The organism is Roseateles sp., assembly GCF_039595595.1.
Lineage (GTDB): Bacteria > Pseudomonadota > Gammaproteobacteria > Burkholderiales > Burkholderiaceae_C > Roseateles.
Genome location: NZ_JBCNLG010000027.1, coordinates 44,233 through 61,559, shown reverse-complemented (window position 1 = coordinate 61,559; position 17,327 = coordinate 44,233). Strand labels below are relative to the sequence as shown.

Genomic DNA, 17,327 nt, shown 5'->3' with positions numbered 1-17,327 from the left:
CCAGCGAGAACCACAGCTGATAGCTGTTCTCCCCCGCGATCGCGATGCCCGGCGCCGGCAGCGACAGGTCGAGCTGCACGCCGCGCCACACGGCGCCCATCAGCTCCCAGTCCGAGGGGCGCCCGACGTCGAGCACGAGTGCCCTCGACGCTCCGTCGGGACCGGCGGCGTAAAGACGTTGAATTTCAGTGGCGAGTCGGGACACGGCGGACGAAGCGTTTCGAAGCGAAGCGTCGAACTCTAAGCCACATGCGTATTTCGGTGATGCTGAACTCCAAGGCGGGCAAGGTGCGCAGCGAAGCTGGGAGGGGCGGCTCTGCAACTGTGCCGTCGTCCGCAGCATGAGACCGGGCGCACGCTCGAGAACCGAAGCCCTGATCAGCTCGTCGGTCGACGTGCCTTCAGCGATGACCGCTGTCGATGGTGAAGAACCGCCCAGGTAGTTACGCCGCCGAAGGCCCCGTCGGCTCATAGTGACCGTCTGCTACTGACAGCGTTGAACTGGTGCTTTCGACCCGAAGGTGCCTTTCAGATCGGCAAGTTGGCGAATCGCAAGCGGACGTTGAGCGACGCAGAGCAAGCTTACGCCGAAGGCAGGAGCGCCATGTCCGAAGTAGCCGACTGCACTTTGCCCGCCACGGCACGGCGCTCCCCAATCGATCGATGCGCCGGCGGATCTCGTCGGGGCTAAGGTTCGTACCGATCTGGGTATTAAAGCTCGCTTGGACATCTTTGATCGCTTGCTGCAAGGCCGTCAGGACCGGAGCCTTCGCGGCCTGCCTGGCGCGCCGATCGGTCACTTCGTTGGTGAGCTCAAGCACTTTGCGCTGGTACCTCAAATCCAACTCCTTCTTGTACTCCTCGAGCCTCCTGTTGCTCTCTGCCTGGTGCTCAATCTGCCAGTTCGACCGGATAAATCGGCGGTTTCCTAGCCCGCCGGCACTGCGGCCTGCCGCAGCAGCCCCGTCACGTCACGGCGCGGTGACGCACCAAACTGCCGCGCATACTCCCGGCTGAATTGAGACGGGCTTTCGTAGCCGACATCGAAGGCCGCTGTCGACGCATCGGCGCCCTGGATCAGCATCAGCCGTCGCGCCTCCGTGAGCCGCAGCCACTTCTGGAACTGGAGTGGGCTCATCGAGGTGAGTCGCCGGAAATGGTGATGGAATCGGGACGAACTCATGCCGACCTGTGTGGCGAGCGCCTCGATTCGCAGCGGCTCGCGAAAGTTTGCCTTGAGCCAGTCGATGGCCCGACTGATGCTCTGGTTTTGATCCTCGATGGAAGCCATCTGCCACAGATAGCTGCCGACGTCGCTGTGGAGCAAGCGATAGAAGATTTCGCGTTGGGCGAGCGGGGCGAGCGCCGGGATCAGCTCGGGCTCGTCCAGTAGTCCGACGAGCCGGTCAAACGCGGCCACAAGCCCCGCGGTCGTGTTGCCCAGCACCATGCCGGGACCACTGCCCGCGCGGCGCTTCGGCGGTTGCAGGCCGGTCTCCATGACCAGGTCGCTGATTACCCGCGCGTCAAGCCGCAGCACGGCGCTCAGGAAGGGCTCACGCGGGGAGGCTTTCGCCACCTGCATGGCGACCGGCAAGTCCAGCGATGTAATCAGGAAGCGGCGTCGGTCATAGGCGTAGATGTCTCTCCCGAGCCGCGTCCGCTTCACACCCTGAACCGGCAGCGCGATGGCTGGTTCGAGCATGCAGTTCAAGGGTGCCCCGGCCTGGACATGCCGGTACAGGGTCAGTCCGGCAATGCGCGTCGCGTAGTGCTCGCCGTCCCCCGTCCAGCGCGCGATCCGCGTGGCGAGATGAGCCCGTGCTGCTTCGAAGTCGCTGTTCATGCGCTTGCATCTTAGGGACCGACATTGGCAATGCAAGAGCCTGATTGAGCCGCATGTGAGAGGAATAGGCAATCTTTCGGGAACATCGATATAACGCACGGAGACGGTCACGCGCCAGACTGAAGTGCATGCACGACGGGTGTCGTGCGCGGCGTTATCGCCGTTGGAATACTGCAGAGAAATCCCCCAATGAAAGCTCATGTGTACCGCCGAAACGGTGAACCGTCCCAAGTGCTCGCCTTCGAAGACATCGCCGCCCCGGCGCAGCCTGACCCCAACGAGGTCGTCGTCCGCGTCACCCGGCGCATGGTGCATCCGATCGACGACTTGATGGTGCGCGGCTACATTCCTGCGCCGATCCCGGCTGAAGGGACTGTTCCCGGCGGCGACGGTGTGGGTGTCGTCGAACAGGTTGGCCCGGGCGTGGATGCCGTCAGCGGCATCAAGCCGGGCCAGCGCGTGATGCTCTTCCCAGCGCAGGGGACGTGGGCGGAGCGGGTGGTCGCACCGGCCATGGCCATCATCCCTGTCCCGGACGATGTCGACGACGCGACCGCGTGCCAGATCGCCATCAACGGCATCACGGCGATCGTCCTGATGCGTGCGGCTTTGGCCGCCTCCGGCGGTGGGCCGCTGCTGGTCACCGCCGCCGGCTCCAGCGTCGGCCGCAATCTGATCGCGTTGGCACAGATGCGCGGCGCCAAGGCTGTCGGGCTGGTGCGCAGCGACGCCGGCGCAGCGATCCTGGCGCCGAGCGTGCCCGGGGTTTCCGTTGTCAGTTCCGAGCACGAAGGGTGGGCGGCCAAGGTGACCGCTGCAGCCGGGCAGGCGCCGGCCGTGGCCATCGATCCAATCGGCGGCGAAATGAGCCCTCAACTGCTGAACTTGCTCGCCGACGGCGGCACCTTGCTCACCTATGGCGGCATGGACGCGCGTTCCTCGGCAATTTCCACGATCTCGCTGACAGTTCGACAACAGACGCTGAAGGGGCTGAACGCCTATGGCTGGCTCGCAAGCACGCCTGCGCAACGCGCGGCCGACATCGCCGACCTGTTCGAACTGGCGCGTCGGGCGCCGCAGAACTTCGCTGAGTACAGCGAGTTCGCCTTTAACGACGCGGTCAACGCTTTGTCGGCTGCCCACGTGACGCCGCGACGCGGCGCGACGATCCTGACTTCGGAAGCTTGAGCCATGCTGCAGCTCTATCCGGATCTCTGGCAGACGCGGACGGAACATCCGTTCCACGGCGTTGACTCGCACGCCTACCTGCTGACGCGGCCCAGCGGCAATGTGCTGTTCTACAGCACCAGCCTGGAGGAAGAGCTGCAGCCCATCAAGCAACTGGGCGGGATCGTGCGCCAGTACCTGAGTCATCGCGACGAGGCGGGGGCGGCGCTGGCAACGATCAAGCAGACGTTCGGCTCGGCCCTGTGCTGCCACAAGCTGGAGGTCAAGGCCATCCAGTCGTGCAGCCCGATCGACCTGACCTTCGATGCACGCGAGACGCACCTGGGCGACATCGAGGTCATCCCCACGCCGGGACACACCTCTGGCAGCACCTGCTTCTTCTACCGCTCACCGCACGGCAAGACGTATCTCTTCACCGGTGATTCACTCTTCCCCAAGGGCCAGTCCTGGGGGACGCTGATCTGGCCGCTCAATGGAGGGCGTAAATCCGATCTCAGAGCCAGTCTGGGCCTGCTGCGCGAACTCAACCCCGACGTGGTGCTCGCCAGCGCATGCCAGGGGCCGACGCCCGTCGAAATGATGACACCTGGCCAATGGCACTCCATCGTGGACGGCGCCATTGATCGGCTTTAGCCACACGGCGGCCTTGATCTGACGCCACGTTGGCGATGCCGCGACCTATCGAAAGACACCCTCATGAATGAATTCAAGCCCGAACACCTCCATCGACAGTTCGAGGAAGCGTTCAACTCGGGCGACCTCGAAGCCCTGCTCGCTTTGTATGTGCCCGATGCGCGACTGATGGCCGGACCGGGGCAGGTCGTGACCGGCCACGCGGCCATCCGAGAGGCGCTGAAGCCGGCCTTGGCGATCAAAGGCTACCTGAAGGTGACAACCGTCTACGCGGTGCAAGCCGACGACCTCGCCATGATGCAGGCGCAATCGGACCTCCACGGCATCGCGCCGGATGGGCAACCGGTCGTGCTGAGCAGCAAGACCTCGGAAGTGGTGCAGCGGCAGCCCGATGGCCGGTGGCTTTATCTGATCGACAACCCGAACGCAGCAAGTTGACCCGCAATAGATATGCTGACGAACTGAACTCGAGGTGTCGTCGCAGGCGCGACTTCTATCGGTCGTCGTCGAGCGCAAGTTTTAGCCAAGTCAATACATCGCACCATGATCCGGCCGACCATCCACAGCGAACGCTACACCCGCCGGGGCTGCCTGACTACCGGCATCGGCGCTCTCGCCGTTGTTTCCGGACCTTCTCCCGTTTCTGCCTCGTCACCTAGGGACGCCGCAACAGCGCGCAGTTCAGGTTCAGAATCTTTCCTCGTTGCGGCTCGGCCACAGGCTGACCAAGTGCAGATGGTCTTTGCCGACTTGGAGTCTGAGCTCATCGCGAGTTCGGAGACAGTAAAGCCCTCTTCCCTCGCCTCAGCTGCAGGTGTGCTCGCGACCGCCGCCTCGACGCTGGGTATTCCAATGACCTTCTGCGTTGTACCGGTGAACGGGAAGCCCGGACAGTTGATTCCCGAACTGGAAGATCACGCCAATGAGAGCAACACGTTTTCCCGCACGTTCACAAATCCGTTCCTGGACAAACGCTTCGTTCAGCGACTCCAAGAAAACGCCCGGCCGACGCTCGTGATCGCTGGCTACGCCGCAGAGACCGTCGTCCTCTTGACGGCTCTCGATGCGCTTGCAGCAGGCTATGGCGTCCACGTGCCCATGGACGCAATCGGCAGCCGCTCTGCTCGAACAGAGGCGCCTGTCATCCGGCAAATCGAACTCGCCGGCGGGGTGACGACGTCGGTCCGAAGCTTGCTGATGCGACTGGCGCCAAACATTTCCAAGGGCCGTGACGCCGAGGTATTCAAGGCTTTGTCGGGCCAACACTAGCCTGGGGACGTCCTGCATAACTCGAAGCTTCTTACCCCCGACTTTAAGTTGGTGGCGATTCGCTCATCTGGTTGCTCGGCCTAGTCTCGACTGCGCGAGTTATTCGAGCCTTCCGCGATAGGCGATGACAAAGCGCGCCACGTTCATTCCCAGGATCGAAGGGATGCAACTCTTGCATTCGCTGAAACGCTTGTCATTGACTGGAAATGAGCAGACTTCACTCGAATCAGTGGGAAGGCGTGGCTCTCCTTGCATGGAGCCCACAAAGGGGGGATCAGCGCAGCAAGGCCTTCGCCGCCTCGATCCTCGACGCGATCGGCACGGACGCATCGTTCATCACGTGCAGCAGGAAGGCGCGGGGGTCGCTGAACGCCGTGGCCGGCGCCAACGCCGGCGGTGATTCCGACGTAGAGGAGAGCGAAGCGGTCGCTGCCGGGACCGGGTCTTGCCTCCCCTCTTGACTCAATTGCGACAGCGCCGTTTCCCACTCTTGCGGGGTGACACTCTTCAGCGCCTTGAGCAGGTCCGCCTGCCCTTCCACCCCAGGAGGGATATCCAGCCAGGTCGCCTCGACGAAGACGGGCGCGAGATCCGGTGCGACGAACGCTGACCATTGCCCTTCCTTGATCTCGGACGGAATGGGCGGCGGTGCAGTCAGGCAACGGACGCGCGACGCGGCAACGCCGCTCAGGTACTTCGTCTGAAGGCCATCGAAGAAAGCCTTCGCCGCCTCCGGGGAAACGCCTCGCTCCAGCGAGAACCACAGCTGATAGCTGTTCTCCCCCGCGATCGCGATGCCCGGCGCCGGCAGCGACAGGTCGAGCTGCACGCCGCGCCACACGGCGCCCATCAGCTCCCAGTCCGAGGGGCGCCCGACATCGAGCACGAGCGCCCTCGCCGCTCCGTCGGGACCGGCGGCGTAAAGACGTTGAATTTCAGTGGCGAGTCGGGACACGGCGATGACAAGGCTGAAGCGACAGCCCCGAACTCTACGTCCCCGCGCCAGGTCCAGACGCTTGCTCAGGCCTTGACCTGCTCCGCCTGCGCCTTCAGCGACGTCAGCATGTCATCGACCATCGCATCCAGGTCGTAGCCCAGCTTCCAGCCCCAGTCGCGTTGCGCGACGGTGTCGTCGATCGACTGCGGCCAGCTCGCCGCGATGTTCTGGCGGAAATCCGGCTCGTAGCCGATCTCGAAACCCGCCACCCGGCGGCGGATCGACGCCGCGATCTGCTCCGGCGTGAAGCTCACGCCCGCCAGGTTGTAGCTGCCCCGCTCGGTGATCCGCTCGGCCGGCGCTTCCATCAGCTCGATCGTCGCGCGCAGCGCGTCGGGCATGTACATCATCGGCAGCGCCTGGTCCTGCTTCAGGAAGCAGGTGTAGCGGCCATGCTTGAGCGCCTCGTGGAAGATCTCCACCGCGTAGTCGGTGGTGCCGCCGCCAGGCGGCGTCTTCCAGCTGATCAGGCCCGGATAGCGCAGGCTGCGCACGTCCACGCCGTGATTGGCGTGGTACCAGCGGCACCAGCCCTCGCCCGCCAGCTTGGAGATGCCGTAGATCGTCGTCGGATCCATCACCGTCGTCTGCGGCGTGCCCTGCTTGGGCGTCTGCGGCCCGAAGGCCGCGATCGAGCTCGGCCAGAACACGCGCTCCAGCTTCACCGTGCGCGCCAGCTCCAGCACGTTCAGCAAGCCCTTCATGTTCAGGTCCCAGGCCCACATCGGATGCTTCTCGCCGGTGGCCGACAGCGCCGCCGCCAGGTGATAGACCTGCGTGATGCCATGGCGCTTGACCACCGCCGCCAGCGCCGCCGCGTCGGTCACATCGAGCATCTCATGCGTCAGCTGCGGCACGCGGCCCTGCGGCGCGACATCGCTCGTGATCACATTGGCGTTGCCGTGCCGCCGGGCCAGTTCCACCGCCAGCTCCGAACCGATCTGGCCGTTCGCGCCGATCAACAGGATCTTCGTCGTCATGGGAGTCTTCTTCTCAGTGCTTCTCAATGCTTCCCGGCGCGTTACTTCACCAGCCCCAGCTCGCGGCCCGCCTGCGCGAACGCGGCCACCGCCCGCTCCAGATGCTCGCGCTCATGCACCGCCGAGATCTGCACCCGCACCCGCGCCTGCTCCTTCGGCACCACCGGATAGAAGAAGCCGACCGCGTACACGCCCAGCTCCAGCAGGCGCGCGCTCAGTTGCTGCGCCTTGACGGCATCGAACAGCATCACCGGCACGATCGGATGCGTGCCCGGCTTGATCTGGAAACCGGCCTGCTGGATGGCCTCGCGGAAGTAGCCGGTGTTGGCCTCGAGCTTGTCGCGCAGCGCGGTGCTGCCTTCGAGCAGGTCCAGCACGGCGATGGACGCGCCGACGATGCTGGGCGCCACCGTGTTGGAGAACAGATAGGGACGCGAGCGCTGGCGCAGCAGCTCGATCACTTCCTTGCGGCCGGTCGTGAAGCCGCCGGAGGCGCCGCCCAGCGCCTTGCCCAGCGTGCCGGTGATGATGTCGACCTTGCCGAACACGCCGCGGTACTCGTGCGTGCCGCGCCCGGTCTTGCCCATGAAGCCGCTGGCGTGGCATTCGTCGATGCCCAGCAGCGCGCCGTGGCGGTCGGTGATCTCGCGGATCTTGTCCAGCTGCGCGATCGTGCCGTCCATCGAGAACACGCCGTCGGTGAACACCATCACGTGGCGCGCGCCGGCCGCGCGGGCGGCGACGAGCTGCGCCTCCAGGTCGGCCATGTCGTTGTGCTTGTAGCGGTAGCGCTTGGCCTTGCACAGGCGGATGCCGTCGATGATGGACGCGTGGTTCAGCTCGTCGCTGATGATGGCGTCCTGCTCGCCCAGCAGCGGCTCGAACAGCCCGCCGTTGGCGTCGAACGCGGCCGCGTAGAGGATGGTGTCCTCGGTGCCGAGGAAGCCCGCCAGGCGCTGTTCCAGTTCCTTGTGGATGTCCTGCGTGCCGCAGATGAAGCGCACCGAGGACAGGCCATAGCCATGCGTGCGCAGCGCCTCATGGGCCGCTTCGAGCACCTGCGGATGGGCCGACAGGCCCAGGTAGTTGTTGGCGCACAGGTTGATGACCTCGCGGCCATCCCGGGTGCGCACGATCGCGCCCTGCGGGCTGGTGATGATGCGTTCGCTCTTGAACAGGCCGGCGTCGCGGATGCCCTGCAGCTCGCTGCGCAGGTGACGGTAGAAGTCGTCGGTGGACGGCGTCGTCGGGGTGGCGGTGTTGGTCATGCGGTGCTCCTGCGGCACAATCCGTTAAATCGAACGCGTTCGCTATATCGAACAGCCGTGCAGTATCAAGGAAGTATCCGAGCCGGTCAAGGCGGGCTTCCCGAAGCTGGATGGCCTCATCCACGCCCCCTCCCCTGCCGCCGATGTCCGCCAATCCTTCCGAAAAGCTAGAACCTCCGCGCGTCGGCGCGACGCTGCAGTCGCTGCGGCAAGCGCAGGGCCTGTCGCTGGACGAGCTGTCGCGGCGGGCGGGCGTGTCCAAGTCGATGCTCTCGCAGATCGAACGGAATCAGGCCAATCCCACGGTGGCGGTGGTGTGGCGGCTTGCCAATGCACTGCGGGTGGAGTTGTCGGAGCTGCTCGGCGGCGAGCGGCCGGCCGCGCCGCCGATCGAGGTCGTCGCGGCGCATGCGACGCCCGGGTTGTCCAGCCCCGATGGGCTGTGCCGGCTGCGCATCCTCGGTCCGATCGATCTCGCGGGCAATTTCGAGTGGTACGAACTGACTGTGCAGCCAGGCGGCGCACTGGAGTCGGAGGCACACGAGCCGGGCTCGAAGGAACACTTGAGCGTCCTCAGCGGGGAGCTCGAAGTGACGGCTGGCGGGAGCCGCCAGATGGTCAAGCCGGGCGAGACGGCCCGCTATGCGGTCGACGGCGCGCATGCGATCCGCAATCTGTCGAAGAAGGCCGCGACCGCGCTGCTGGTGGTGTTGCACGCCTGAACCGAAACCTGCTCCGGAGCGAAGGGTTGCCGCCTTATCGAGGCGTCCATTCCCAGGGATTCACGAACGCAACCCCAGTCGGCTCGAAGTGTTTGACGTTCCGGGTCGCCACTTTCATCCGGTGGGCCTTGGCGATCGCGGCGATGGCACCGTCATCGAACTTGACCGGACGCCCCTTCGTCTTGCTGAGCGCAAAAATCTTCGCGAACTCTCGCGCCGCATCTTCATCGAACGACAGAACCCGCCCTTCGAACAGCGGCAACAGATCACGCTCAATGAGGCGATGCAGCCCGGTACGTCGGCTTCCCTTCTGCATGACCTCGACACCGGCGAAAACCTCGGCGACTGTGACTGTCGAAACATGCAGGTCCATGGGGTCTTGCGCGTTCAACCAACCCAGAACGGCTGCGCTGGGCCGCGGCTTGAGCGGCTCCGACAGCACGTTGGTGTCCAGCAGGATCATTCGAATTCCGCTGGCGAGACCTTCGTCGTGCGGCGAGGCAGCTTCAGACCACTGCCACCCAAGCGCTGACCGATCCTGGCGAGCGCCGTCCCCATGCCTTCCGCCGGGCGGATCGCATCTTCGAGGATCTGGCGGATCTCTGCTTCCGTGCTGCGCCCATGCCGAGCAGCGCGGCGCTTCAGCGCCTCGTGCGTGAGGTCCGAGAGGTTCCGAACGGTGACTGCCGCCATTGATATCGCTCCACCAAGGAAATGCCTTCCAGTCTATCGCCGCTGCGGTCAGGCGAATTCAAGCCGACATGCCGGTCGAAGGCGTCAGTCCGCATTGCCTGAACCACCTGTTACTCCCGTTGCCCTTGACCCTCGCGGCCTCGTGTCGACAATCGCCCGATTCGCGGAGGCGAGGGAGCGTTCCAGGCATTACAGGCAGTACACCCATGCAGCAACGCTCGTTTTCAGAGAAGCATCCCCACATTCCCACCCCGACCCAGCCGGCCACGATCGACAGCGAGACCCAGGCGAAGCAGCTCCAGTTGCTCGAGGGCACCGCGCGCCTGCGCGCCGCCGAGCAGCGCGCGCGTGAACACCGCTCGACGCCGCTGATCGACAAGGCCGCCCTGCCCCTGGGCGCGCCGCCGAAGTACGGCACGAAGCCGACCGGCGCGACGCGGCCCAAACCGCCCTACCGGCGCGCGCTCTATTCGGTGGTCGCGCTGCTGGCCGTGATCGGCGGCGCGGCGGCCGTCACTTTCCTGAGATAGCGCCCGCGGCCGGCGCCGCGCGATCGATCAGCGCGCCCAGCGTCGTCTGCTGCCAGCCGGCCTTCTCCCACAGCGCCGACAATCCCGGCTGGCGCTCGGCCAGCAGCGCGCGGATCAAGGGCTCGGCGATGGTCGACGACGGATCGCAGAGCAGCACCAGGCGCTGCGCGCCGGCTTCCTCCAGCCGTCCGACCCAATCCAGCTTCTGGAGCTGCTGGATCACCGGCTCGAGCTGCAGCGGATCGACGCAGGCCCGCTGCGACAGCGCGAGCATCGACAACCCCGACTCCCCGCCGGTGCGGGCCTTGTCGAGTTCGCCGATCACATCCAGCGCCAGCGCCATCGGCATGCCCGGCTTGTTGCGCCGCACCGAAACGCCACCCGCCAACGCCGGCGCGTTGGCGGCCAGGATCGCGCCGAGCAGCACGATCGACCAGCCGACGTAGATCCAGATCAGGAAGATGGGCACCGCCGCGAACGCGCCGTAGAGCGTCGAATAGGTCGGCACCTGTTTCACGTACCAGGCCAGCGCCTGCTTGGCCAGATGGAAGACCACCGCGACAAAAGCCGCGCCGGTCAGCGCGTGGCGCCAGCGCACGTCCGTGTTGGGCACGTAGTGGAACAGCGCCGCGATCGCGCCCCACAGCACCAGCAGGTCCACGGAGTTCAGCAGCACGACCAGCCCGCGCGGCATGTTGTCGACCAGATCGCGGCCGGCGGTGATCAGGATGCTGGTGACGGTCAGGCTGCCGCCCAGCAGCAGCGGACCCAGCGTCATCGCGGCCCAGTACACGAGCACCCGCTGCGCGATCGGCCGCGGCCGCTGCACGCGCCAGATCTGGTTGAGCGTGCGGTCGATGGTCAGCATCAGCGACAGCGCCGTCACGGCCAGCACGATCAGGCCGACCGTGCCCAGCCGGTTCGCCTTGGCCGCGAACTGCGTCAGCGACATCAGCACCGGGCGCGCGATGTTGTCCGGGATCAGCGACTTCAGGAAGTACTTCTCCAGCGCCGACTGGAAGCTCGAGAACATCGGGAAGGCGGTGAACAGCGCCAGCGCCACCGTCAGCAGCGGCACCAGCGAGATCAGCGTCGTGAAGGTCAGGCTGCCGGCCGTCAGGCCCAGGCGTTCCTCCCGGAAGCGCTGCACGAACAGGCGCAGCGTGCGGGCGTACGGCCACGTCAGCAGCTCGCGCCCGAGCTCCCTCAACCCCTCCCGCCAGCGCTGCGTCCGGCCCTCAACTCGACTCATCATGCTGGCTATGATGCCAGCCATGTCAACCCTCGACGCCGTCCCCGCGATGCCGACTTCGCGCACCGAGCCGACCGTTCGCGAACGCGGCAGCCGCCAGCTCGCCTGCTTCGCGACCCTGGCGCTGGCGCTGGTCTGCCTGGCCTGGGAGCTGTGGCTGGCGCCGACCGGCCGCGGCACGCTCGCGATCAAGGCGCTGCCGCTGCTGCTGCCGCTTCCGGGCCTGTGGCGCTACCGCATGTACACCTACCGCTGGGTCAGCCTGATGATCTGGCTCTACGTCACCGAAGGGCTGGTGCGCGGCACCTCCGAGCGCGGCGCCGGCATGGCGCTGGCGTGGGTCGAGGTGGCGCTGTCGGTGACGATCTTCATCGCCTGCGCCGCGCAGATCCGGCTGAGACTGGCCGAAGCCCGCCACGCCGAGCCCGCGAAGGACGCTTGAATGAACACCGCGCTGATCGACGCGCTGCGCGCGCAGCTGGGCGCAGCTCACGTGCTGCTGCCGGGCGACCACGACCTGTCCGGCTACGAACGCGATTGGCGCAAGCGCTACGCGGGCCGCGCGCTCGCGGTGGTCCGGCCGGCCGACACAGCCCAGGTCGCGGCCGTCGTGGCGCTCGCCCGTGAGCATCGCGCCGCGCTGGTGCCGCAAGGCGGCAACACCGGCCTGGTCGGCGGCGGCGTGCCGGACGGCTCGGGCACGCAGTTGCTGCTCAGCCTGCAGCGGCTGAACCGCGTGCGGCAGATCGACCCGTCCAACCTCACGATGACCGTCGAGGCCGGCTGCGTGCTGCAGAGCGTGCAGCAGGCGGCGCGCGAGGCGGACCTGCTGTTCCCCTTGAGCCTCGCGGCCGAAGGCAGCTGCACGATTGGCGGCAACCTCGCCACGAACGCGGGCGGCACGCAGGTGCTGCGCTACGGGAATGCGCGCGAGCTGTGCCTCGGCCTGGAGGTCGTGACCGCGGACGGCGCGATCTGGGATGGCCTCTCCGGCCTGCGCAAGGACAACACCGGCTACGACCTGCGCGACCTGTTCATCGGCTCCGAGGGCACGCTCGGCGTCATCACCGCGGCCACGCTGAAGCTGCACCCCTTGCCGCGCGCGCGCATGACGGCGCTGGCGGCCTGCGACACGCTGCGCGACGCCGTCACGCTGCTCGGCCTGGCGCAGGCGCGCTGCGGCGCGGCGCTGACCGGTTTCGAAGTGATGAACGCGCTGTCGCTGGCGCTGGTGCGCAAGCATTTCCCGCAGCTCGCGCAGCCGCTCGGCCCGCGGCCCTGGACGGTGCTGCTCGAGCTCTCCGACAGCGAAGGCGAGGAGCACGCCCGCACGCAGTTCGAGTCGCTGCTCGAGGAGGCGCTGGAGCGCGGCGCGATCGACGACGCCGCGGTGGCCGAGACCCTGTCGCAGAGTCACGCGATGTGGCACCTGCGCGAATCGATCCCGCTGGCCCAGAGCGAGGAAGGCCTGAACATCAAGCACGACATCGCACTGCCGGTGTCGCGGATCCCGAACTTCGTCGAGCGCTGTGACGCACTGCTGGCAGAGCGCTTTCCGGGCGCGCGGCTGGTGGACTTCGGCCACCTGGGCGACGGCAACCTGCACTACAACGTCCAGGCGCCGGAAGGCGTCGCCGCGGCGGACTTCCTGCGCGAGCACGAGGCCGCGGTCAACGCCATCGTCTACGACGAGGTCACGGCGCATGGCGGCTCGATCTCGGCGGAGCACGGCATCGGCCAGCTCAAGCGCGAGGAGCTCGCGCAGCGCAAGAACCCGGTGGCGCTGCAGCTGATGCGCCAGATCAAGCAGGCGCTCGATCCGCGCGGACTGATGAATCCCGGCCGAGTCATTTGAGTTTGATGAGTTTCCTGACGCCCAACACGCGCGCCCCGCTTCCGCCCCACCCTCTGCGCGGTCCTTCGACGCTCCTCCCCGCACGGCTCCCGGCGCTCCTCCTCGCGCTGATCCCGGCGCTCATGCCGGCGCTCATCCCGGCGCTTTCGCCGCTGACGGCCCTCGCGCAGTCCTCGACACCGTCCGAGCAGCCCCTCGCGCACCTGCAGCACACGAGCTGGTCGCTCAAGGACGGCATGCCGGGCCCGGTCATGGCGATCGCGCAGACCACCGATGGCTACCTCTGGCTCGGCACCGGCTCGGGGCTGTACCGCTTCGATGGCGTGCGCTTCGAGCGCTTCGAGACGCTGGCCGGCGAGCAACTGCCCAGCCGGCAGGTGATGTCGCTGCTGGCGATGCCGGACAACGGCTTGTGGGTGGGCCTGCTCGAGGGCGGGGCCGCGCTCGTGCGGCAGGGCAAGGTCCTGCACCTCGATCCTGCCGGCGGCCACTTCGCGACCTCGACGCGCAACTTCGCCACGCAGCGCGACGGCACGCTGTGGACGGCCACTGGCCGCGCGCTGCTCAAGCGCCAAGGCGACGCCTGGATCGCCATCGGGACCGACGCGGGCTACGACGACGGCCAGGGCCATGTGCCGCCGACGCTCAAAGTCGCCGTCGACGGCCAGGACAACGTCTGGGCCGTCACCGACCGCACCGTCTTCATGAAGCCCGCCGGCAGTGCGCGCTTCATGGCGACGCAGGCGCCCGCGCTGGGCTTCACCCAGCTCTTCATCGGCACCGACGGCCGCGCCTGGGGCAACGACATGTCGCCCGAGGTCCGCGGACTGCAGCGCCTGCCGCTGCCCGGCGAGCGTGCCGTGTCCACCGCCGCCTCCGCCGCCGGGTCGCCGTATGCGGTGCCCAAGAGCTTCTTCATGCCAACCGTCGATCGGGCCGGTCAGCTCTGGTACGGCGCGAAGGACGGACTCAATCGCCTGGACCTGACGGTGCCGCCCAGCCGCGCGGCGGCGACGCATCAGTTCCTCGGGACCGACAAGGGCCTGTCCGGCGAGCTGGTGATGCGCGTCTTCCAGGACCGCGACGGGGCGATCTGGGTCGGCACGAATGCGGGTCTGGACCGCTTCCGCGGCGCCGCGGTCGATCGCATCGACCTGCCCGACCGCAGCGCCAGCATCGCGATGACGGCGGACGGCGACGGCCATCTGTGGATCGCCTCCGGCAGCACGCTGCAGCGCATCGATGCGGGCCGCACGACGCCCGAGAAGGTGCCCACCGATCCGGGCATGGAGACCTTCACCGCCGTGTTCCGCGATCGCCACGGACGGCTCTGGGTGGGCGGGCGCACCGGCCTGTGGCGCCAGGAGGGCGACCGCTTCGTCCAGTTGCCGACGCCGGACGGGCTGTCGTGGCGCGCCGCCGTCTTCGAGATCACCGAGGACGCCAGCGGCGCGATCTGGTTCAACGCGCATCGCTTCGGGCTGATGCGCTATGCCGATGGCCAGCTCACGCGCCTGTCCGGACGCGATGGCTATCCGTTCAACGGGCCCGACGCCATCGGCGCGGACGGCCATGGGCGCGTCTGGATCGGCTATGGGGACGGCTCGCTGCTGCGGCATGACGGCGACAAGACCACCCGGCTCACGCCGTCCGACGGACTCCGCGTCGGCGCGATCAAGGTCATCACGCGCCAGGGCACGCATCTGTGGATCGGCGGCGAGCGCGGCGTCCAACTGGTTTCGGAGCCCGGCATGCCGCTGCTGCGGCTGGCGCAGGCGGATGCGCTCGAGGGCGTGACCGGCATCGTCGAGACGCCGGAGGGCGAGCTCTGGCTCAATGGCGCGAACGGGATCACGCGGCTCGGCGCGGACGAGGTGCGGCGCGCGCTCGCCGAGGCGCCGGAAGGCGGACGCCGGCCGATGGGCCGCCGCTTCGATCTGAGCGACGGACTCACCGGCCGCGCCGAGCAGTCGTGGCCGCTGCGCACGGCGGCCCGGACGCCGGACGGTCTGCTGTGGTTCACGCTCAGCAACGGCCTGGTGCGCATCGATCCGGCGCGGCTGCCCAAGGGGGAGCCGGCGCCGCCACGGGTCGAGGTGCAGCAGTTGTTCGTCCATGGCGAGCCGGCCGGAACGCCGGCGTCGCCTGACAGCCCGCTGCGGCTGGCTGCTGGAACGCGTGACTTGGAGATCGCCTACACCGCGATCAGCCTGGCGCAGCCGGAGCGCACGCGCTTCCGCTATCGGCTGGTCGGCCAGGACCGCGACTGGCAGGAAGCCGGCGCGCGGCGCCGCGCGTTCTACACCAACCTGGGCCCTGGCTCCTACGAGTTCCGGGTCGAGGCCTCGCAGGACGGTGGCCCGTGGAGCGCCGAGGCCGCGGCGATGCGATTCGAGATCGCGCCGACGCTGACGCAGAACGCCTGGTTCCGCGCGGCGGCCGTCGTCGCCGGGCTGGCTGCATTGGCCGGCGTCGCGGCTCTGCGCGCGCGTCAGCGCCGCGCGCACGAACAGGACCGTCTCGCGGCTCGCGTCCAGGAGCGGGAGCGCATCGCACGCGACCTGCACGACACGCTGCTGCAAGGCGTGTACGGCTTGATCCTGCGTTTCGAAGCCATCGCCCGGCGCTTGCCCGGCACGGAGCGCGCGGCGATGGAGCGGGTGCTGGCCGACGCCGACGCGCTGCTGATCGAAGGCCGCGACCGGGTCACCGACCTGCGTTTGCCGCCGCCTGATCTCAACCGTCTGGAGCAGACGCTGGAGACGCTGGGGCAGGAGCTGTCGCACACGCACGGCGCGGCTTTCGCGCTGCACGTCGAAGGCGCGCCGCGGCCGCTGGCGACGGCGTTGTCGGCCTCGTTGTGCCTGATCGCGCGCGAGGCCCTCTTCAACGCGTTCCAGCACGCGCAGGCCGCGCGCATCGAGGTCACGCTGAAGTACGCGGCGGAGGGCTTCTCGCTGTTCGTGCGCGACGACGGCATCGGCGTGCCAGCAGCTGTTCAAGCCCGAGGCGGCCGGCCGGGCCACTGGGGCCTGTCCGGCATGCGTGAGCGGGCCGAGCTGGCGGGCATCGCCTACCGGCTCGCGTCGCGCGAGGGTCAGGGCACCGAGGTCGAGCTCTGCGTCCCCGCGGAGCGCGCCTACAACGAGCCGGACTCCGAGTCAGCCGGCGCGGGCGGAACCTCCTGGTGGGGCCGCTTGCGGCGCGGCTGAGCGAGACCGCCTGGCCAACGAAACGGGGCGCCCGATCGAGGCGCCCCTTTCCATCCGAGCACTGGAGGGGTCAGGCGAACGCAAGTACGAGATGCCCAACGGGTTGTCGTGTCGGCGTGACCTTGATCTCGATGTCGTAGCCCAGTCGATTCAAGCAGTCCATCAGCTTGCGCTCAGAGAGATTGGTGAAATCTCCCCGAAGCATCCCCGACACCTTTGGCTGTGGAATGCCCATTCGCTTGGCGGCCTCCATCTGCGTGAGCCCGAGCCGACGCATCGCACGCGTGATTTCGAGCACCAACCCGGACTTGATCTTGAGCTTGTCCGCATCCGGGAGCTCCAGGTCGGCGAAGACGTTGCCGGAGCCCATCTCCACTTCCAGCGGTTCACGCCTTCTTGCTGCCATGTCGCATCTCCTTCACATACGCTTCGGCGATCTTCAGTCGATCGCGAACGAGGTCCATGTCCTCCCTCGGGGTGGCAATGCCGCTCTTGCTTTTCTTCTGGAAGCAATGAAGGACGAAGACGGCCTCCGCGAATCGAACGGTGTAGACCGCCCGATAGGTGCCTCCGACATCGTCTTCAATGATCTCCAGAACGCCTGCGCCTCCGAATCCCTTGAGCACTTTCGCGGCATCGTGCTGCTCGCCTCGCTGGGCGAAATCGAGCGCGTGTCCAAAGAACTTGCGCACATCGAGCGGTAGGGCCATCAAGTCCCTCTTGCTGCTGCCCACGAAAGCCAGCGCCTTTTCGCTCTTGCCCACCATCCTGGAATTTATACCACAACAGATATAAATCAAGACAGCTGCCTGGAGCGCGATTCAGACACGACAAGGGGCGCACGAGGCGCCCCTTGTCCGGATCACGCATGCGATTGCCGCT

At 67.2% G+C, this 17,327-nt stretch carries 18 protein-coding genes; 9 read left to right on the top strand and 9 right to left on the bottom strand.

Annotated elements, in window-relative coordinates; translation table 11 throughout:
- Positions 1–928 precede the first annotated feature (928 nt).
- Positions 929–1,846 carry an AraC family transcriptional regulator gene (locus ABDW61_RS22465; RefSeq protein WP_343641920.1) on the bottom strand — a complete coding sequence of 306 codons (918 nt, stop codon included), beginning with the start codon at positions 1,844–1,846 and terminating at the stop codon, positions 929–931.
- Between the two features lie 231 nt (positions 1,847–2,077).
- Here ABDW61_RS22465 and ABDW61_RS22460 point away from each other — a divergent pair, with 231 nt between their 5' ends.
- From ABDW61_RS22460 to ABDW61_RS22445, 4 genes are all read left to right on the top strand, one after another.
- Positions 2,078–3,034 (top strand): zinc-binding dehydrogenase, encoded by a 957-nt coding sequence (locus tag ABDW61_RS22460; RefSeq protein WP_343641918.1) that lies wholly within the window; start codon positions 2,078–2,080, stop codon positions 3,032–3,034.
- A 3-nt stretch (positions 3,035–3,037) separates the two neighbouring features.
- Positions 3,038–3,667 carry an MBL fold metallo-hydrolase gene (locus ABDW61_RS22455; protein ID WP_343641916.1) on the top strand — a complete coding sequence of 210 codons (630 nt, stop codon included), beginning with the start codon at positions 3,038–3,040 and terminating at the stop codon, positions 3,665–3,667.
- A 63-nt stretch (positions 3,668–3,730) separates the two neighbouring features.
- Positions 3,731–4,105, top strand: a complete 375-nt coding sequence (locus ABDW61_RS22450) for an SgcJ/EcaC family oxidoreductase (protein WP_343641914.1) — start codon at positions 3,731–3,733, stop codon at positions 4,103–4,105.
- 105 nt (positions 4,106–4,210) lie between these two features.
- Entirely contained in the window at positions 4,211–4,936 is a 726-nt protein-coding gene (locus ABDW61_RS22445; RefSeq protein WP_343641912.1) for an isochorismatase family protein, read from the top strand.
- Between the two features lie 274 nt (positions 4,937–5,210).
- Here the strand turns inward: ABDW61_RS22445 and ABDW61_RS22440 are convergent, their stop codons facing one another.
- The 3 genes from ABDW61_RS22440 to kbl form a co-directional block, all read right to left on the bottom strand.
- Positions 5,211–5,891, bottom strand: coding sequence for a hypothetical protein (locus ABDW61_RS22440; RefSeq protein WP_343641910.1), 681 nt, complete (start codon positions 5,889–5,891; stop codon positions 5,211–5,213).
- A 65-nt stretch (positions 5,892–5,956) separates the two neighbouring features.
- A complete protein-coding gene (locus tag ABDW61_RS22435) occupies positions 5,957–6,913 on the bottom strand; it encodes an NAD-dependent epimerase/dehydratase family protein (RefSeq protein WP_343641909.1) in 957 nt (318 codons plus the stop codon).
- A 41-nt stretch (positions 6,914–6,954) separates the two neighbouring features.
- Positions 6,955–8,181 (bottom strand): glycine C-acetyltransferase, encoded by a 1,227-nt coding sequence (gene kbl / locus ABDW61_RS22430; RefSeq protein ID WP_343641907.1) that lies wholly within the window; start codon positions 8,179–8,181, stop codon positions 6,955–6,957.
- 143 nt (positions 8,182–8,324) lie between these two features.
- Between kbl and ABDW61_RS22425 the strand changes: the two genes are divergently transcribed.
- A complete protein-coding gene (locus ABDW61_RS22425; RefSeq protein ID WP_343641928.1) occupies positions 8,325–8,903 on the top strand; it encodes an XRE family transcriptional regulator in 579 nt (192 codons plus the stop codon).
- Positions 8,904–8,937: 34 nt separating this feature from the next.
- On the opposite strand, the gene ABDW61_RS22420 is transcribed toward ABDW61_RS22425, so the two are convergent.
- Both ABDW61_RS22420 and ABDW61_RS22415 read right to left on the bottom strand, forming a co-directional pair.
- Positions 8,938–9,366, bottom strand: a complete 429-nt coding sequence (locus tag ABDW61_RS22420; RefSeq protein ID WP_343641905.1) for a type II toxin-antitoxin system VapC family toxin — start codon at positions 9,364–9,366, stop codon at positions 8,938–8,940.
- Entirely contained in the window at positions 9,363–9,596 is a 234-nt protein-coding gene (locus ABDW61_RS22415; protein WP_343641903.1) for an Arc family DNA-binding protein, read from the bottom strand. Before ABDW61_RS22415 ends, ABDW61_RS22420 begins: the two co-directional genes overlap by 4 nt.
- Before the next feature lie 206 nt (positions 9,597–9,802).
- Between ABDW61_RS22415 and ABDW61_RS22410 the strand changes: the two genes are divergently transcribed.
- Positions 9,803–10,126 carry a hypothetical protein gene (locus tag ABDW61_RS22410; protein WP_343641901.1) on the top strand — a complete coding sequence of 108 codons (324 nt, stop codon included), beginning with the start codon at positions 9,803–9,805 and terminating at the stop codon, positions 10,124–10,126.
- On the opposite strand, the gene ABDW61_RS22405 is transcribed toward ABDW61_RS22410, so the two are convergent.
- Entirely contained in the window at positions 10,110–11,381 is a 1,272-nt protein-coding gene (locus tag ABDW61_RS22405; protein WP_343641899.1) for a YihY family inner membrane protein, read from the bottom strand. The two genes, ABDW61_RS22410 and ABDW61_RS22405, sit on opposite strands and share 17 nt — an antisense overlap.
- Before the next feature lie 19 nt (positions 11,382–11,400).
- Here ABDW61_RS22405 and ABDW61_RS22400 point away from each other — a divergent pair, with 19 nt between their 5' ends.
- From ABDW61_RS22400 to ABDW61_RS22390, 3 genes are all read left to right on the top strand, one after another.
- Positions 11,401–11,820, top strand: coding sequence for a DUF2069 domain-containing protein (locus ABDW61_RS22400; RefSeq protein ID WP_343641897.1), 420 nt, complete (start codon positions 11,401–11,403; stop codon positions 11,818–11,820).
- Positions 11,821–13,233, top strand: coding sequence for an FAD-binding oxidoreductase (locus ABDW61_RS22395; protein WP_343641896.1), 1,413 nt, complete (start codon positions 11,821–11,823; stop codon positions 13,231–13,233). It abuts the gene before it with no gap.
- Positions 13,234–13,355: 122 nt separating this feature from the next.
- Complete coding sequence (locus ABDW61_RS22390; protein WP_343641895.1) at positions 13,356–16,445, top strand: two-component regulator propeller domain-containing protein; 3,090 nt, start codon at positions 13,356–13,358, stop codon at positions 16,443–16,445.
- A gap of 70 nt (positions 16,446–16,515) precedes the next feature.
- On the opposite strand, the gene ABDW61_RS22385 is transcribed toward ABDW61_RS22390, so the two are convergent.
- The gene (locus ABDW61_RS22385; protein ID WP_343641894.1) at positions 16,516–16,851 is read right to left on the bottom strand and encodes a helix-turn-helix transcriptional regulator; all 336 of its coding nucleotides are present in this window, start codon (positions 16,849–16,851) and stop codon (positions 16,516–16,518) included.
- Positions 16,832–17,209: a type II toxin-antitoxin system RelE/ParE family toxin gene (locus ABDW61_RS22380; protein WP_343641926.1), complete on the bottom strand. Its 378-nt coding sequence runs from the start codon at positions 17,207–17,209 to the stop codon at positions 16,832–16,834. The genes ABDW61_RS22385 and ABDW61_RS22380 overlap by 20 nt, the downstream gene beginning before the upstream one ends.
- Positions 17,210–17,327 lie beyond the last annotated feature (118 nt).

Bases quoted from the DNA above. Each gene is read 5' to 3' on its own strand.
- ABDW61_RS22465 (WP_343641920.1), bottom strand. From the start codon at position 1,846: ATGAACAGCGACTTCGAAGCAGCACGGGCTCATCTCGCCACGCGGATC.
- ABDW61_RS22455 (WP_343641916.1), top strand. From the start codon at position 3,038: ATGCTGCAGCTCTATCCGGATCTCTGGCAGACGCGGACGGAACATCCG.
- ABDW61_RS22450 (WP_343641914.1), top strand. From the start codon at position 3,731: ATGAATGAATTCAAGCCCGAACACCTCCATCGACAGTTCGAGGAAGCG.
- ABDW61_RS22445 (WP_343641912.1), top strand. From the start codon at position 4,211: ATGATCCGGCCGACCATCCACAGCGAACGCTACACCCGCCGGGGCTGC.
- ABDW61_RS22435 (WP_343641909.1), bottom strand. From the start codon at position 6,913: ATGACGACGAAGATCCTGTTGATCGGCGCGAACGGCCAGATCGGTTCG.
- kbl (WP_343641907.1), bottom strand. From the start codon at position 8,181: ATGACCAACACCGCCACCCCGACGACGCCGTCCACCGACGACTTCTAC.
- ABDW61_RS22425 (WP_343641928.1), top strand. From the start codon at position 8,325: ATGTCCGCCAATCCTTCCGAAAAGCTAGAACCTCCGCGCGTCGGCGCG.
- ABDW61_RS22420 (WP_343641905.1), bottom strand. From the start codon at position 9,366: ATGATCCTGCTGGACACCAACGTGCTGTCGGAGCCGCTCAAGCCGCGG.
- ABDW61_RS22415 (WP_343641903.1), bottom strand. From the start codon at position 9,596: ATGGCGGCAGTCACCGTTCGGAACCTCTCGGACCTCACGCACGAGGCG.
- ABDW61_RS22410 (WP_343641901.1), top strand. From the start codon at position 9,803: ATGCAGCAACGCTCGTTTTCAGAGAAGCATCCCCACATTCCCACCCCG.
- ABDW61_RS22405 (WP_343641899.1), bottom strand. From the start codon at position 11,381: ATGATGAGTCGAGTTGAGGGCCGGACGCAGCGCTGGCGGGAGGGGTTG.
- ABDW61_RS22400 (WP_343641897.1), top strand. From the start codon at position 11,401: ATGTCAACCCTCGACGCCGTCCCCGCGATGCCGACTTCGCGCACCGAG.
- ABDW61_RS22395 (WP_343641896.1), top strand. From the start codon at position 11,821: ATGAACACCGCGCTGATCGACGCGCTGCGCGCGCAGCTGGGCGCAGCT.
- ABDW61_RS22390 (WP_343641895.1), top strand. From the start codon at position 13,356: ATGCCGGCGCTCATCCCGGCGCTTTCGCCGCTGACGGCCCTCGCGCAG.
- ABDW61_RS22385 (WP_343641894.1), bottom strand. From the start codon at position 16,851: ATGGCAGCAAGAAGGCGTGAACCGCTGGAAGTGGAGATGGGCTCCGGC.